Here is a 13,346-nt window from a genome sequence, read left to right on the forward strand (position 1 = left end):
CGTCGCGTCGCCCAGGGCGGCACCTCGCCGCGTTGTCGTCGTCGGCCGTAGGCTCCGCTACGACCTCCTCCTCCGCCTTGCGATGCACCACCCTGGACACCGCTCCTTCCGGGCAAACCTTGCCGGTCACGGCACTAGAACCCACGGTGACTAGGGAGTCGGGGACACCACCAGCGCGCTGCCGCCGCCTCGGCGCGCCGGCTCCGCCACGGCCTGCACCCTGCCGCGGCCGAGGAACTCCAGCCCCGTGGCGGCGCCGATCTCCGGCGTCGGCGTGAACGCGTGCCCGAGCGAGGTGAGCGCCGGGCCGTACCGGTCGATGAAGGCGGGCTCGGCCTGCGTCGCGGCCGCGTTCCGCTGCGAGGCCCGGGGCGCGGCCAGCGCGTCCGGCAGGGACATCCCGAGGTCGAACCGGTTGACGAGGATCTGCAGCACGGTCGTGATGATCGTCGCGCCGCCCGGGGAGCCGACCGCGAGCAACGGCCTGCCGTCCTTGAGGACGATCGTGGGGGCCATCGACGAGCGGGGCCGCTTTCCGGGAGCGGGCAGGTTGGGGTCCCCAGGAGCGGGGCCGAACGTGAAGTCGGTCAGCTGGTTGTTGAGCAGGAACCCGCGACCGGGCACGACGATGCCGTTGCCGCCGGTCTGCTCGATCGTGATGTTGTACGCGACGACGTTCCCCCACTTGTCGGTCACGGCGAGGTGCGTCGTCTCCGGCCCCTCGGGCTTCTCCTCCTGGGCGCCCTGCCCCTGAACAGCCTGAACACCCTTGTCCCGTAGATCATCGGAACCGTCCGGGACGCCGGTCGGGGACGCCGCCGGGCAGGGCGCGTATGTCCCGTCGGGTGAGCCGGGCGCCGCCGGGTTCGGCATGGCGGCTGGGCCGATGAGGCACGCCCGCTCCTTGGCGAAACCCTCCGACAGCAGTTCGTCCAGCGGCACGCCCACGTACGCGGGGTCACCCACGAACGCGTTCCGGTCGGCGAAGGCCAGCCGTGACGCCTCCAGGTACGCGTGCAGCGGTGCCTTCTCCGTCTCCCCGGTCGCGGACAGGATGCCGAGGGCCTCGCCGACGGTCGAGCCGCCCGAGGACGGGGGCGCCATGCCGTACACGTCGAGGCCCTTGACGGTGACGTGCGTCGGCGGCCGTTCGAGTGCCCGATAGGCGCGCAGGTCGGAGAGCTCCATCAGGCCGGGCCGGACCACCCGCGCCGCGCCCGGCGTGACCGGCGGGCGCTTCACCGTGGCGACGACCTCCGCTCCCAGCGCCCCGTCGTACAGCCAGGAGGGGCCGCGCCTGCCCAGCTCTCGGTACGTCGCGGCGAGGTCGTGGTTGCGGAAGACCGATCCGACGGCGGGCGGGGCGCCACCGGGCAGATACAGGCGGGAGGTGGAGGTGAAGTCCTTGAACCGGTCGGCGTTGTCCGCCGTCTGGTCGTGGAACGTCTGGTCGACGACGAAGCCGCGTTCCGCGACCTCGATCGCGGGCTGCAGCGCCTTGCGGAGCGGGAGCGTGCCGAACCGGCGTAACGCGAGATCCCACTGCGCGACGCTGCCGGGCACGCCGGCCGAGAGCCCGCTCGTCACCGCCTCGGCGAACGGGATGCCCTCGAACGCCGTGGACGTCATCGCCCGCGGCGCGGTCTCCCTGCCGTCGATCGTGAACACGCCCTTTCGCCGGGCGTCGTAGTAGACGAGGAAGCCTCCGCCCGCGAGTCCCGCCGAGTAGGGCTCGGTCACGCCGAGGGTGGCCGCCGCCGCGACGGCCGCGTCGATCGCGTTGCCACCCTGCTTGAGGATCTTCAGCGCCGCCCTGCTGGCGTCCAGGTCGACGGTCGCCACCGCGCCGCCGTAGCCCTCCGCGACCGGGACCTTCCCTCCCTGTGGGCTTATCTGTGGAGTTGTCTGTGGGGCCACCTGCGGTGTGGCGTGGGCGGGCGGGGCGACGAGACCGGTGACGAGGATGAGCGCGAGCGGCGCGAGAGCGCCACGGTGTCCCTTGATCCGCATGGGTGACCTCCGTAGATCACTCAAGCATGACTGAGCGGGTCAGAAACCGCTATGGGATGGCCGCATCCGGTCGGGACGAGCCCAACGCGGCCGCTCGACGGCGGACGGTATGTCACGGGGCCGGGCGTTACTCACGGGACCGGGCGTTACTCACGGGGCCGCGGGGGCCCGCAGGTTCTGGAGCGCCGGGGCGATCCTGGCGATCTCGGCGAGCATCGCGTCGGCGGCCTGGTTCATGACGTCGTTGGGCCGCACGCGCCCCTCCTCGTCCAGGAACTCCCGGACGAACGGGATGGTGACCGCCTCGACGACCGGCAGCATCTTCAGCCCGGAGACGACCTGCTTGAGCATCTGCACGGCCCGGGTGCCGGCGGACACGCCTCCATAGCTCACGAAGCCGACCGGCTTGAACTGCCACTCGCTGTGCAGGTAGTCCAGCGCGTTCTTCAGCACCGCGTTGAAGCTGTGGTTGTACTCCGGGGTGACGAGCACGAACGCGTCGGCCCGCTCGACGGTCGCGCTCCACTCCTTGGTGTGCTGGTGGACGTACTGCCGGAGCCGCGGGTGGTGCGGCTCGTTCATGAACGGCAGGTCCACCTCGGCGAGGTCGACGATCTCGACGTCGAAGACGTCCTGGGCGACAGCGCGGTCACGGAACCACTCCGCCACCGGCAGGCCGACCCGGCCGGGTCGGGTGCTCGCCACGATGATCTGCAGAATCGGCCTGGCCATAACACTCCTTAACGACGCACACAAAAATGCTTGAATTCTCAACATACCGTCGCCCCCGTCCACGTTGAGTCCCACCTCACCGCCAAGGGTCATGAGCTCGAACCCGCCATCGAGGCCCTGGTCGCCTGGTCCGGCAGGTGGATCACCCTGCCCGAGCCGGCGGCTACTCCCGGGGGTGTAGTGCCCGCTCCGGCGCCGGGCGGATGAAGCGGTGGGCGGCACTGGCTAGCGTGCTGATGTGCGAAACCGCTCCCGATGGCACCACCTGGCCCGATCCGTCCTTCCCGTGGTCGTGGCCCTCTTCCAGGTGCTCGGGCAGCACAGCGTGCAGCAATGGCAGGTCCACATGGAGAAGCTGGGCCGGATTCCGCTGGACTGGCGCGGGTACGCGCTGCTGCTCGTCGGCCCGGCCGCCATCGCGGTGCGCCACCGTTTCCCAGTCGGGGCCCTGGTGGCCACGCTGGCGGCCACCTGGGCGTACCTGCTGCTGGACTTCTCCTACGGCCCGGTGTTCGTCAGCCCGGCGATCGTGCTGTTCTGGGCGATCGTCGCCGGGCACCGCCTGGCCGCCTGGGTGGCCGGCGGCGCCACGTTCCTGTTCTTCGTCGCGTACTCCACCTGGCTCATCCCCGAGCCCCAGGACTGGTTCCACCACTCCGCGATCGCGGCGTTCCTGCTGCTCACCCTCACGGTCGCGGAGTTCTACCGGGCCCGGCGCGGGCGGCTGATCGAGCACGAGCGGGTGGCCGCCGAGGAGTCCAGGCGCCAGGCCAGCGAGGAACGGCTCAGCATGGCCCAGGAACTGCACGACGTCCTCGCGCACAACATCTCGCTGATCCACGTCCAGGCGTCCACGGCGCTGCACCTGATCGACGACCACCCCGAGCAGGCCCGTACGGCCCTCGCCACGATCAAGCAGGCGTCCAAGGACGTGCTGACGGAGATGCGCGGCGTGCTCAGCGTCCTGCGGGACGACGCGCCACGCTCCCCCACCGCGGGGATGGACCGGCTGGACGAGCTGGTCGAGCGCAGCGGCCTGCGGGTGAAGGTCACGATCGACGGCGACGTCAGGCCCGTCCCGGCCGGCGTGAACCGGGCCGGATACCGGATCGTCCAGGAGTCCCTCACCAACATCACCCGGCACGCCCCCGGCTCCCGGGTGACCCTCCGGATCTCGTACGGCCCCCGCGAGCTGGCCCTGCTCGTCGAGGACGACGGCGCGGGCGCGGCGAAGCCCGTAGCCGGCCTCGGCGGCGGCAACGGCATTCCGGGCATGCGCGAGCGGGCCGCCGCGCTGGGCGGCTCCCTCTCGGCCGGACCGCGACCCGACGGCGGCTTCCGCGTCTCCGCCACCCTTCCCCTGCCCGCGCCACCCGACGAGGAGCCCAAATGATCACAATCGTGCTGGCCGACGACCAGGCGCTGGTCCGGGCCGGGTTCCGCGCCCTGCTCGACGCCCAGGACGGCATGACCGTGGTGGGCGAGGCCGGCGACGGCGCGGAGGCCGTACAGCTGGCGCGGGAGCTCCATCCCGACGTGGTGCTGATGGACATCCGGATGCCCGGCATGGACGGCCTGACCGCCACGAGGACGATCGGCGCCGACGCCTCACTCGACGCCACCCGGATCATCATGCTGACGACGTTCGAGCTGGACGAGTACGTATTCGAGGCGCTGCGGAACGGCGCGAGCGGCTTCCTGGTCAAGGACACCGAGCCCGCCGAGCTCATCCAGGCCGTCCGGGTGGTCGCGTCGGGAGACGCGCTGCTGTCGCCGAGCGTGACCCGCCGCCTCATCGCCGAGTACGCCGCCAGGGCGAAGTCGCCGGGGGCGGCGCGGGAGCTGGACGTGCTGACGGACCGGGAACGCGAGGTCCTCGGCCTGGTCGGCACCGGCATGACCAACGACGAGATCGCGGCCAAGCTGTTCATGTCGCCGGCGACCGCCAAGACCCACGTCAGCCGCACCATGATGAAGCTCCGCGCCCGCGACCGCGCCCAGCTCGTCGTGATCGCGTACGAGTCCGGACTGGTCCGGCCGGGCTGGCTCTGAAACCCGGCGACATCGATCCGGCGACATTGACCAAGTCAACCCGGATTCACTACCTCGGGTGACCGCGCGCACTCGGAAATGGCCGTACTGTCCTGTGACTAGTTAATGATCGGTTAAGTCACGGAGAACGACACATGAACAACCAGCTCGACGACATCCCCGACATCAGCGTGGAGTGGTACCGGGACATCGTCGACTTCGCCGGGAGGACTCCGCACTGGTTCCAGCAACTGGTCGACGTCGGCACGGACGCGGTGCTCCTCGTCTTCGCCGCGCTCTTCCTGGGCGCGTGGTGGCGGGCCAGGCGGCGGGACGACCGCACGATGGCTTTCGCGCTGCTCGCGCCCGTGGCGATGGTGACGGCCTACCTGGTCAGCGAGGTGATCAAGACCTTCATCCAGGAGGACCGGCCCTGCCGGCTCGTGTCCGGTGTCGTCACCATCGCCCAGTGCCCTCCTCTCGGGGACTGGTCGCTGCCGAGCAACCACTCGACGCTCGTCGCCGCGGCCGCGGCCGCCCTGGTCGTCGCCTGGCGGCGCACCATGCCCTACGTGACGATCCTCGCCGTGCTCGGCGCGTTCTCCCGGGTCTTCGTCGGCGTCCACTTCCCGCACGACGTCCTCGCGGGCGTCCTGCTGGGCGCGATCGCCGCTCCCCTGATCATGCTGGTCCTGGCGGTGCCGGTGACGTCCCTGGCCGGATGGGCCCGGAGCACGGCCGCCCTGCGCGTCCTGCTCACCGACGCGCGGACGAGTCGGTCAGTCCCGGCTCATCGGCGATGAGCGCCGCCTCCGTACGGTCACGCGCCCCCAACCGGCCCAGGATTGTGCTCATGTACGTCTTGACGCTGCCCTCGGCGGTCGCGGCCGGGCCGTCGAGCTCGGGCATCCGGATGTCGACCTGCGCGGCAACGGACTATCCACCCAAACCACACCCCGCGCGCCCCTGCCCGTGAGCGCCTCGATCCGCTCGCGGGCCGCCGCTGCCCGGACCACCCGGTCACCGGCACCCGTTGTTTCGCTACTTTCGGTTGACATCCCGCCACCGATCCGTGACCCTTGTATCGAGCCGGTCCCAACGGGACACGGAAGACGTGGAGCCGGGAACCCCCGCACAGCCGGGAGCCCGGCTCGGCGCGTTTCAGCGGCCTTTTCGCTTCTCGTACGCGACATCGACGAGCGTCGTGTGCGTCTCGTACCAGCTCGACCAGTTGCTCTTCTCCTCCACGAAGGCACGCCGCCAAGCCGCCGCGCATGCGTCGGCCACCCACAGCAGTGGATCCGCGGACGGCGGCGCCTGATGTACGGCGACGTCCGTAAGGTGACCGGCAGACCGCAGGTGCGCGATCGTCCGCATATCGGCCGCGCGGAGGGCGGCATCCTCCCGCTGCTCGATGGTGATCTGCTCGGCTCCCGCCTTGACCAACCACGGCAGTAGGTCGTCGAGAACGAGTCGGCGGACGTGCTCGCGCTCCTTGGGATCCCGATATCCGGTACAACATCCCAGCCAAAAGGTGACTCCGCGCAACATCCCAAGGGTCGCCACGATCCGCGCCTTGCGCTGCTTGTCCTTGATCCTGGACACGTGCAATCTGCCGAACCCATGCTTGGGGTCGATGTCCTCAGGTTGAACCAGCGATCGAAGGAAGGCCCTCAGCAGGTTCGCCTCAGCGTTTTCCACCACGGCCGCCGCGACAACATAGATGCCCTGTCTGCTTTGCGCCGGTTCCACATCGGCCTCGTCGAGGAAGGCGGCAAGGCGACTCATCGTGCTCCTTTGGGAATGGGGAGCACCAGCCTAGAGCTGCACGAAGTCACACATGGTCAGATTGCGTAACTCTGTGCGACAAGACGCACGGCTGCGGGAGTACTGCGAGGAGCGGGGGGAAACGCCACCGGAACGGTAGGCGGCGACTCTCCGCGCCGGGATGCAGCCGCGGCGCCATCCTCGGCACGCCGGACGACGTGGCGAACGCGATGCCGTTCCTCGCCTCGGACGCGTCGCCCTGGCCCACCAAGGGGACGATCGACGTCGCGGGCGATCGGGTGATGTCCTGACGAAGCCACCCAACTGTTACTGGTCGTCTCCGGACTGCGACGTTACGTTGCGCGTGAGGGCCCGCCCAAAGGAGGACACTGTGCGGTCAATAGCGCGTTTCTGCGGTAGCTGCAACTGCGGCTGTCCGGAGCTCTTCGTCGACTCGTCCGCTCCGCTGGACCGTCAGGTCGTCATCACCGACGACTTCGGACAGCGGGTGGAGATGAGCCTCGACCAGTTCGGCTCGATCGTCGAGGCCGCGAAGAACGGCAGCCTGGACGACCTGGCTCTCGTCACCTGAACGTGGGCCCGGCCGCCCTCTTCGCCGGCGGGTTCGCCGCGGGGCTCGCGGCAGGCACCGCCTCGTGCACGGCGGTCCAGGGGGGCCTGCTCATCGGCCTGACCAGGTCCTCCCGACTACCCGCGCGTCCTGGACCGGAGCCCACTCGCCCGGAGCCCACTCGCCCGGAGCTCGGACCCGAGGACCGCGGAGGCATCGGGCTCGCGGCCAGGACCGCGACCCCGGCGACGGCGACGACAACGGCGACGACAACGACAGCGAGCGACGCGATGGCGGTGGGGGCGTTCCTCACCGGCAGACTCGCCTCTCACGCGCTCGCCGGCGCGCTGCTCGGCCTGGCGGGCTCAGCCGTACAGCTCGGGCCGTCCGTGCGGGCGGTGCTGCTCGTGGGCGCCGGGCTCGTGGTCATGGTCTTCGCCGTCCGACTCATCCGGCGCCGCGAACCCCCCGGCTGCGCTCCGGGCCGGCACGACCACACCAACCACACCGGCCGGCACGACCACACCGGCCGGCATCTTGCCGCGTCAGCCCTGGAACCGCCGGGCCGGATGGCCAGGTCGCCGATACGGCGGGGCCTGTGGCTGGGCGCGGCCACGGTGCTCATCCCCTGCGGCGTGACGATCAGCATGGAGGTCGCGGCCGTTTCCACCGGGTCGGCACTTGCCGGGACGGCGGTGATGGCCGGGTTCGTGCTGGGCACGGCACCGGCCTTCGCGGCGCTCGGGCTGCTGCTGCGCCGGCTCTCCTCGACCCGGCTGGCCGCCCTGGCCGGGGTGGCGGCGCTGGCCGCCGGACTTTTCACGGTGTCGTCGGGACTCCGGCTGGGCGGCTGGATGCCCGAGATCGGGCTGCCCGGCTTCGGTGTCGCCGCCCGGGCCAGCGCCCGGGCGAGCACCGCCGCGCCGATCGCGTCGGCCGGGCCCGGCGGTGTCCAGCGGATCACGATCTGGGCGACCGAACGCGGCTTCCGGCCCGGAATCGTCACGGCCCGGGCCGGCCTTCCCTTGGAGATCGCCTTCCGCACCGACGGCAACGGCGGCTGCACCCGTACCGTCACGGTGGACGGCCACGACGTCGTGTTGCCCGTGACCGGCCAGGAGGTCGTACGGCTGCGGTCGCGACCACCGGGCGACCTCCGCTACGCGTGCGGCATGGGGATGTACACCGGGTTCATCCGGTTCGTGGCTCCGTGACCCGGCGCGGTGCCACCTCTCGGTGACACCACGCGATGTCCGAGTCGCTGACGGGAGTCGGAAACGGGGAGGACAGGTCAGGCGGCGAGAAGCTCCGTGACCCGGGTGAGTGGCAGGCCGTGCGCCACCGCCACCGGTTCGCTGGTGATCCGGCCGGCGTGGGTGTTGAGCCCCAGCCGCAGCGCCGGGTCACCGCGCAGCGCCTCACGCCAGCCCAGGTCGGCCAGCTTCACCGCGTAGGGAAGCGTGGCGTTGGTCAGGGCGTACGTCGATGTGTTGGCCACCGCACCCGGCATGTTGGCCACGCAGTAGAAGATCGATTCGTGGACCTTGAACGTCGGCTCCGCGTGCGTGGTGGGCCGGGAGTCCTCGAAGCAGCCGCCCTGGTCGATCGCGATGTCCACGAGCACCGATCCCGGCTTCATCCGGGAGACCAGCCCGTTCGACACGAGGGTGGGCGCCTTGGCACCGGGGATGAGGACCGCGCCGATGACCAGGTCGGCGTCCAGCACCGCCCGCTCGATCGCGTACGCGCTGGACACGACAGTTTTGAGACGCCCTTGATAGATGGCGTCGATGAAGCGCAGCCGGTCGATGCTGATGTCGAGCATGGTGACGTCGGCACCCATGCCGACCGCGACCTGCGCGGCGTTGAGGCCGGAGACGCCGCCGCCGATGACGACCACCTTCGCCGGTGAAACGCCGGGGACTCCACCGGGCAGCACGCCCCGCCCGCCGTTGAACCGCATCAGGTTGTACGCGCCGACCTGCGCGGCGAGCCGTCCGGCCACCTCCGACATCGGGGCGAGCAGCGGCAGGCCGTTCCCGACCTGCACCGTCTCGTACGCGATGGCCGTCGTCTTCGACGTGAGCAGCGCGTCGGTGCAGGAACGGGAAGCGGCGAGGTGAAGATACGTGAAGAGAACCTGATCCTCGCGGAGGCGGTGATACTCCTCCGCGACCGGCTCCTTGACCTTGAGGATCATCTCCGACTCGGCCCAGACGGCGTCGGCGGTGTCCAGGATCTTGGCGCCCGCTGCGAGGTACTCCTCGTCAGTGATGTGCGAGCCGAGGCCAGCTCCACGCTGTACGTGGACGTCGTGACCGTGGCGGAGGAGTTCGTGAACTCCCGCTGGGGTCGCGGCGACGCGGTACTCGTGGTTCTTGACCTCGGCAGGCACTCCGATTTTCATGGACGGGTTCCCTTCATAGGGTCACGGTTTCATAGCCGGGCCCAAGCCTCCGTGAGCACCGAGCGGAGGATCCCCTCGATCTCGTCGAACTCCTTGGGGCCACAGATCAGTGGCGGCGCGAGCTGGACCACCGGGTCGCCGCGGTCGTCGGCGCGGCAGTAGAGGCCCGCGTCGTAGAGGGCCTTGGAGAGGAACCCGCGCAGCAGTCGCTCCGACTCTTCGTCGTTGAACGTCTCCTTGGTCGACTTGTCCTTGACGAGCTCGATTCCGTAGAAGTAGCCGGAGCCGCGGACGTCGCCGACGATCGGCAGGTCGAGCAGCTTCTCCAGCGTTCCGCGGAAGACGGGCTCGTTGGCGGTGACGTGGCCGAGAATGTCCTCGCGCTCGAAGATGTCGAGGTTGGCCAGCGCGACCGCCGAGGCGACCGGGTGGCCGCCGAAGGTGTAGCCGTGGGCGAACATCTCCGTGCCGTCCTTGAACGGCTCGAACAGCCGCTCGGAGGCGATCATCGCGCCGATGGGGGCGTAACCGCTGGTCAGGCCCTTGGCGCAGGTGATGATGTCCGGCACGTAGTCGAACTTCTGACCGCCGAACATCGTGCCGAGACGCCCGAAGGCGCAGATGACCTCGTCGGAGACGAGGAGCACGTCGTACTGGTCGCAGATCTCGCGCAGCCGCCGGAAGTATCCGGGGGGCGGCGGGAAGCAGCCGCCGGAGTTCTGGACCGGCTCGACGAAGACGGCGGCGACGGTGTCCGGACCCTCCATCTCGATGGCCCGGCCGACCTCCTCGGCCGCCCAGCGGCCGAACGCCTCAGGGTCCTTGTCGGACCCGGCGAAGCCGGTGATCTCGTCGGCGCGGTAGATGTTGGTGTTCGGCACCTTGATGGCACCGGGCACCAGCGGCTCGAAGACCTGCTTCAGCGCGGGGATGCCGGTGATGGACAGCGCGCCCTGCGGCGTGCCGTGGTAGGCGATGGAGCGGCTGACGACCTTGGTCTTCAGCGGCTTGCCCTGGGTCTTGAAGTACTGCTTGGCGAGCTTCCACGCCGACTCCACGGCCTCGCCACCACCGGTGGTGAAGAAGACGCGGTTGAGGTCGCCGGGGGTCAGCTCGGCGATCCGCTGCGCCAGCTCGGCCGCCTTCGGGTGGGCGTACGACCACAGCGGGAAGAACGCCAGCTCCTTGGCCTGCTTCGCGGCGGCCTCGGCCAGCTCCTCGCGCCCGTGGCCGACCTGGACGACGAAAAGGCCGGCCAGACCGTCGAGGTAGCGCTTGCCGTGGATGTCATAGACATAGGCGCCCTCACCCCTGACGATCATCGGCACCTCCGCGCCCTGGTAGGCGCTGTGCCGGGTGAAATGCATCCACAGGTTGTCCTGTGCGGCCTTGAGAACGTCGGGGTCCGTCATCGCAACCTTCCCTAGGGTGATCTGGTGCTTGCTTCAGTCTGCACGCCGAAGTCACAAAAGCCAAGCGATTGCGTGGCTCCAATGTGCATCAACTTCGGAATCCGTGACGTTGACATGTAACCACAACGAAATCCGTTAGGCGATTCCCGGACAAGCCCGACTTCGCCGAGCGCTTGCCCACGTCAGCGGTGTGGTGCAATGAGGCACATCGGACAGCATCCGACAAAGGGGTCGGAGAAGGGGAAACGCATGACACCACAAGAGATCGAAAGCGCAGTCGAGGCCGGCATGCCGCGGGCCGTGGAGGATCTGACCCGGCTCGCCGCCATCCCGTCGGTGGCGTTCCCCGGCCACCCCGACGAGCCGGTGCTCGCCGCCGCGGCGCTGACCGAGGAGCTGTTGCGCGGCGCCGGCCTGCGGAACGTGCGCCAGATCCCGGTCGAGGGCAGCTTTCCCGCCGTGTACGGCGAGGCGCCCGCCCCCGCAGGGGCGCCCACCGTCCTGTTGTACGCGCACTACGACGTGCAGCCGGCCGGCGACCTGGCCCAGTGGCGCACGCCGCCGTTCGAGCCGACGCTGATCGACGGCGCGCTTTACGGCAGGGGCACCGCCGACGACAAGAGCGGCGTGATCGCCCACGTGGCGGCGCTGCGCGCCTTCAACGGCGAGTTCCCGGTCGGCGTCAAGGTCATCATCGAGGGCCAGGAGGAGTACGCCGGGGAACGTCTGGAGGACTTCGTCGAGGCCAACCCCGAGCTGGTGCGCGCCGACGCGATCGTGGTCGCGGACTGCGGTAACCCGCGCGTGGGCGACCCGGCCCTGACGACGACGCTGCGCGGGATGGCCGCCTTCACCGTCGAGGTGCGGACGCTCCGCGAGGCGCTGCACAGCGGCGGGTTCGGCGGCGCCGCGCCGGACGCCCTGGCCGCCCTCATGCGGATGTTGTCCACGCTGCACGACGATCGCGGCGACGTACGCGTGCCGGGCCTGGCCCAGGGCACCTTCGACGGCTCCGACGAGTCCGAGGACGACTTCCGGATCTCCGCGGGCGTGCTCGACGGCGTCTCGCTGGTCGGCTCGGGGTCGCTGACCGACCGCCTCTGGGCGTCGTACGCGATCACCGTGACCGGGCTGGACGTGCCGACCGTGTCAGGCGCCGTCAACGCCGTGCAGCCGGTGGCCCGGGCGCGCGTCACGATCAGGATCCCTCCGGCGGGCGACGCGAAGACCGCGCTCGACGACGTGACGGGCTTCCTGCAGAAGGTCGCGCCCTGGGGCGCCCAGGTGACGTTCGACGACTTCGTCACCGGGTCGGGCTTCACGGCCGGCACGGGCGGCCGGGCGCGGGCCGCGATCGACGGGGCGATGGAGCGGGCCTTCGGCCGCACGCCGCGCGACGTGGGTCAGGGCGGCTCGATCCCGCTGGTCGCGAAGCTCTCCGGGCTGTTCCCCGAGGCCGAGATCCTGCTGTACGGCGCCGAGGACGACGACGCGTCGATCCACGCGCCCAACGAGCGTGTGGTGCTCGACGAGCTGCGCCGGGTCATCACCGCCGAGGCGCTGTTCCTGGCGAACTACGGCGCCTGAGCCACCCGCCGGTCGTGCGGCCCCCCGCTTCCCCCCTCGGAAGCGAGGGGCCGCACGACCGGGACGAACCACGCCAGTCACTTAAATCACATCTCGCCGCGGCGAAGTAGGGCGACGCATGGGTCTAAATTTGCACTGACTGGTCAGTTCAACAAGGAGGCGGGCGTGACGCTCACAGGGGTAGAGGTCGTGGCGGAGGACCTCACGCTGAAGGGCGAGCACGGCACCGTCTACTCGGGTGTCTCCCTCACCGCCAAGCCGGGCACCCTCACCGCCGTCGTGGGGGCGGCGGGCAGCGGGCGGACCAGCCTCCTCCTGACTCTGGCCGGCCGGATGAAACCCACGTCCGGCACGCTCGTCGTCGGCGGCCAGAGCCGAATCCGCCGCATCCAGCGAGCCGCCGCGCTCGGCCTGACCTCCGGCGTGAACGAGCTCGACGGCGCCCTGTCCGTACGGGAGCACCTGCACGAGCGGCTCGGCCCGTGGGGGCTGCCGTGGCGCAGGCGGTACGCGTCGACGGCGGGCGCCGCACTCGCGCGGGCCGGGCTCGACGTGACCGCCCTACCCGGCGGGGAGCGCACTCTCGCGCGACAGCTCACCCGCGACCAGGCGGTCCGCCTCGGGATCACGCTCGCGCTGCTCGACCGGCCGGGCCTGCTCCTGGTCGACGATGCCGATCTCGGGCTCCCCGAGGCACGTGGGAACGAGCTCTGGCGGACCCTGCGCGACCTCGCGGACGGCGGCCTCACCGTCGTCGCCTCCTGCACCGGCCCGGCGCTCGCCGGGCGTCACGCCGACGCCAGCACAGAACTCCCGTGAAGGAACAACC

At 70.4% G+C, this 13,346-nt stretch carries 13 protein-coding genes; 8 read left to right on the forward strand and 5 right to left on the reverse strand.

The features are described 5' to 3' along the window. Positions 1 to 150: 150 nt before the first annotated feature. Entirely contained in the window at positions 151 to 2,010 is a 1,860-nt protein-coding gene (locus tag QSK17_RS00005) for a gamma-glutamyltransferase family protein (RefSeq protein ID WP_285702232.1), read from the reverse strand. A 150-nt stretch (positions 2,011 to 2,160) separates the two neighbouring features. Then, complete coding sequence (locus QSK17_RS00010) at positions 2,161 to 2,742, reverse strand: NADPH-dependent FMN reductase (RefSeq protein WP_285702233.1); 582 nt, start codon at positions 2,740 to 2,742, stop codon at positions 2,161 to 2,163. A gap of 30 nt (positions 2,743 to 2,772) precedes the next feature. Here QSK17_RS00010 and QSK17_RS00015 point away from each other — a divergent pair, with 30 nt between their 5' ends. The 4 genes from QSK17_RS00015 (at position 2,773) to QSK17_RS00030 (ending at position 5,576) form a co-directional block, all read left to right on the forward strand. Next, positions 2,773 to 2,949, forward strand: a complete 177-nt coding sequence (locus QSK17_RS00015; RefSeq protein ID WP_285702234.1) for a winged helix-turn-helix transcriptional regulator — start codon at positions 2,773 to 2,775, stop codon at positions 2,947 to 2,949. A gap of 31 nt (positions 2,950 to 2,980) precedes the next feature. Next, positions 2,981 to 4,135, forward strand: a complete 1,155-nt coding sequence (locus QSK17_RS00020; protein WP_285702235.1) for a sensor histidine kinase — start codon at positions 2,981 to 2,983, stop codon at positions 4,133 to 4,135. Next, on the forward strand, positions 4,132 to 4,794 hold the full coding sequence (locus QSK17_RS00025; protein WP_285702236.1) for a response regulator: 663 nt from the start codon (positions 4,132 to 4,134) through the stop codon (positions 4,792 to 4,794). Before QSK17_RS00020 ends, QSK17_RS00025 begins: the two co-directional genes overlap by 4 nt. A gap of 134 nt (positions 4,795 to 4,928) precedes the next feature. Then, on the forward strand, positions 4,929 to 5,576 hold the full coding sequence (locus QSK17_RS00030) for a phosphatase PAP2 family protein (protein ID WP_285702237.1): 648 nt from the start codon (positions 4,929 to 4,931) through the stop codon (positions 5,574 to 5,576). A 358-nt stretch (positions 5,577 to 5,934) separates the two neighbouring features. Here the strand turns inward: QSK17_RS00030 and QSK17_RS00035 are convergent, their stop codons facing one another. After that, entirely contained in the window at positions 5,935 to 6,561 is a 627-nt protein-coding gene (locus QSK17_RS00035) for a hypothetical protein (protein ID WP_285702238.1), read from the reverse strand. Between the two features lie 370 nt (positions 6,562 to 6,931). On the opposite strand from QSK17_RS00035, the gene QSK17_RS00040 reads away from it, so the two are divergent. Beyond that, on the forward strand, positions 6,932 to 7,132 hold the full coding sequence (locus QSK17_RS00040; protein WP_285702239.1) for a hypothetical protein: 201 nt from the start codon (positions 6,932 to 6,934) through the stop codon (positions 7,130 to 7,132). Positions 7,133 to 7,134: 2 nt separating this feature from the next. After that, a complete protein-coding gene (locus QSK17_RS00045) occupies positions 7,135 to 8,325 on the forward strand; it encodes a sulfite exporter TauE/SafE family protein (RefSeq protein WP_285702240.1) in 1,191 nt (396 codons plus the stop codon). Positions 8,326 to 8,402: 77 nt separating this feature from the next. Here QSK17_RS00045 and ald read toward each other — a convergent pair whose 3' ends face one another. Together ald and QSK17_RS00055 are read right to left on the reverse strand one after the other, a co-directional pair. Then, positions 8,403 to 9,518, reverse strand: coding sequence for an alanine dehydrogenase (ald, locus tag QSK17_RS00050; protein ID WP_285702241.1), 1,116 nt, complete (start codon positions 9,516 to 9,518; stop codon positions 8,403 to 8,405). 29 nt (positions 9,519 to 9,547) lie between these two features. Then, complete coding sequence (locus tag QSK17_RS00055) at positions 9,548 to 10,930, reverse strand: aspartate aminotransferase family protein (RefSeq protein ID WP_285702242.1); 1,383 nt, start codon at positions 10,928 to 10,930, stop codon at positions 9,548 to 9,550. Positions 10,931 to 11,179: 249 nt separating this feature from the next. Here QSK17_RS00055 and QSK17_RS00060 point away from each other — a divergent pair, with 249 nt between their 5' ends. Together QSK17_RS00060 and QSK17_RS00065 are read left to right on the forward strand one after the other, a co-directional pair. Beyond that, entirely contained in the window at positions 11,180 to 12,517 is a 1,338-nt protein-coding gene (locus tag QSK17_RS00060) for a dipeptidase (RefSeq protein ID WP_285702243.1), read from the forward strand. Positions 12,518 to 12,682: 165 nt separating this feature from the next. After that, entirely contained in the window at positions 12,683 to 13,336 is a 654-nt protein-coding gene (locus tag QSK17_RS00065) for an ABC transporter ATP-binding protein (protein WP_285702244.1), read from the forward strand. Positions 13,337 to 13,346 lie beyond the last annotated feature (10 nt).

Origin of the sequence: Microtetraspora sp. NBRC 16547 (assembly GCF_030268965.1) — a bacterium.
Lineage (GTDB): Bacteria > Actinomycetota > Actinomycetes > Streptosporangiales > Streptosporangiaceae > Microtetraspora.

What these genes read in the sequence shown, in the direction of transcription:
- QSK17_RS00035 (WP_285702238.1), bottom strand. Translation starts at nt 6,561, where the DNA reads ATGAGTCGCCTTGCCGCCTTCCTCGACGAGGCCGATGTGGAACCGGCG.
- QSK17_RS00010 (WP_285702233.1), bottom strand. Translation starts at nt 2,742, where the DNA reads ATGGCCAGGCCGATTCTGCAGATCATCGTGGCGAGCACCCGACCCGGC.
- QSK17_RS00055 (WP_285702242.1), bottom strand. Translation starts at nt 10,930, where the DNA reads ATGACGGACCCCGACGTTCTCAAGGCCGCACAGGACAACCTGTGGATG.
- QSK17_RS00030 (WP_285702237.1), top strand. Translation starts at nt 4,929, where the DNA reads ATGAACAACCAGCTCGACGACATCCCCGACATCAGCGTGGAGTGGTAC.
- QSK17_RS00060 (WP_285702243.1), top strand. Translation starts at nt 11,180, where the DNA reads ATGACACCACAAGAGATCGAAAGCGCAGTCGAGGCCGGCATGCCGCGG.
- QSK17_RS00025 (WP_285702236.1), top strand. Translation starts at nt 4,132, where the DNA reads ATGATCACAATCGTGCTGGCCGACGACCAGGCGCTGGTCCGGGCCGGG.
- ald (WP_285702241.1), bottom strand. Translation starts at nt 9,518, where the DNA reads ATGAAAATCGGAGTGCCTGCCGAGGTCAAGAACCACGAGTACCGCGTC.
- QSK17_RS00005 (WP_285702232.1), bottom strand. Translation starts at nt 2,010, where the DNA reads ATGCGGATCAAGGGACACCGTGGCGCTCTCGCGCCGCTCGCGCTCATC.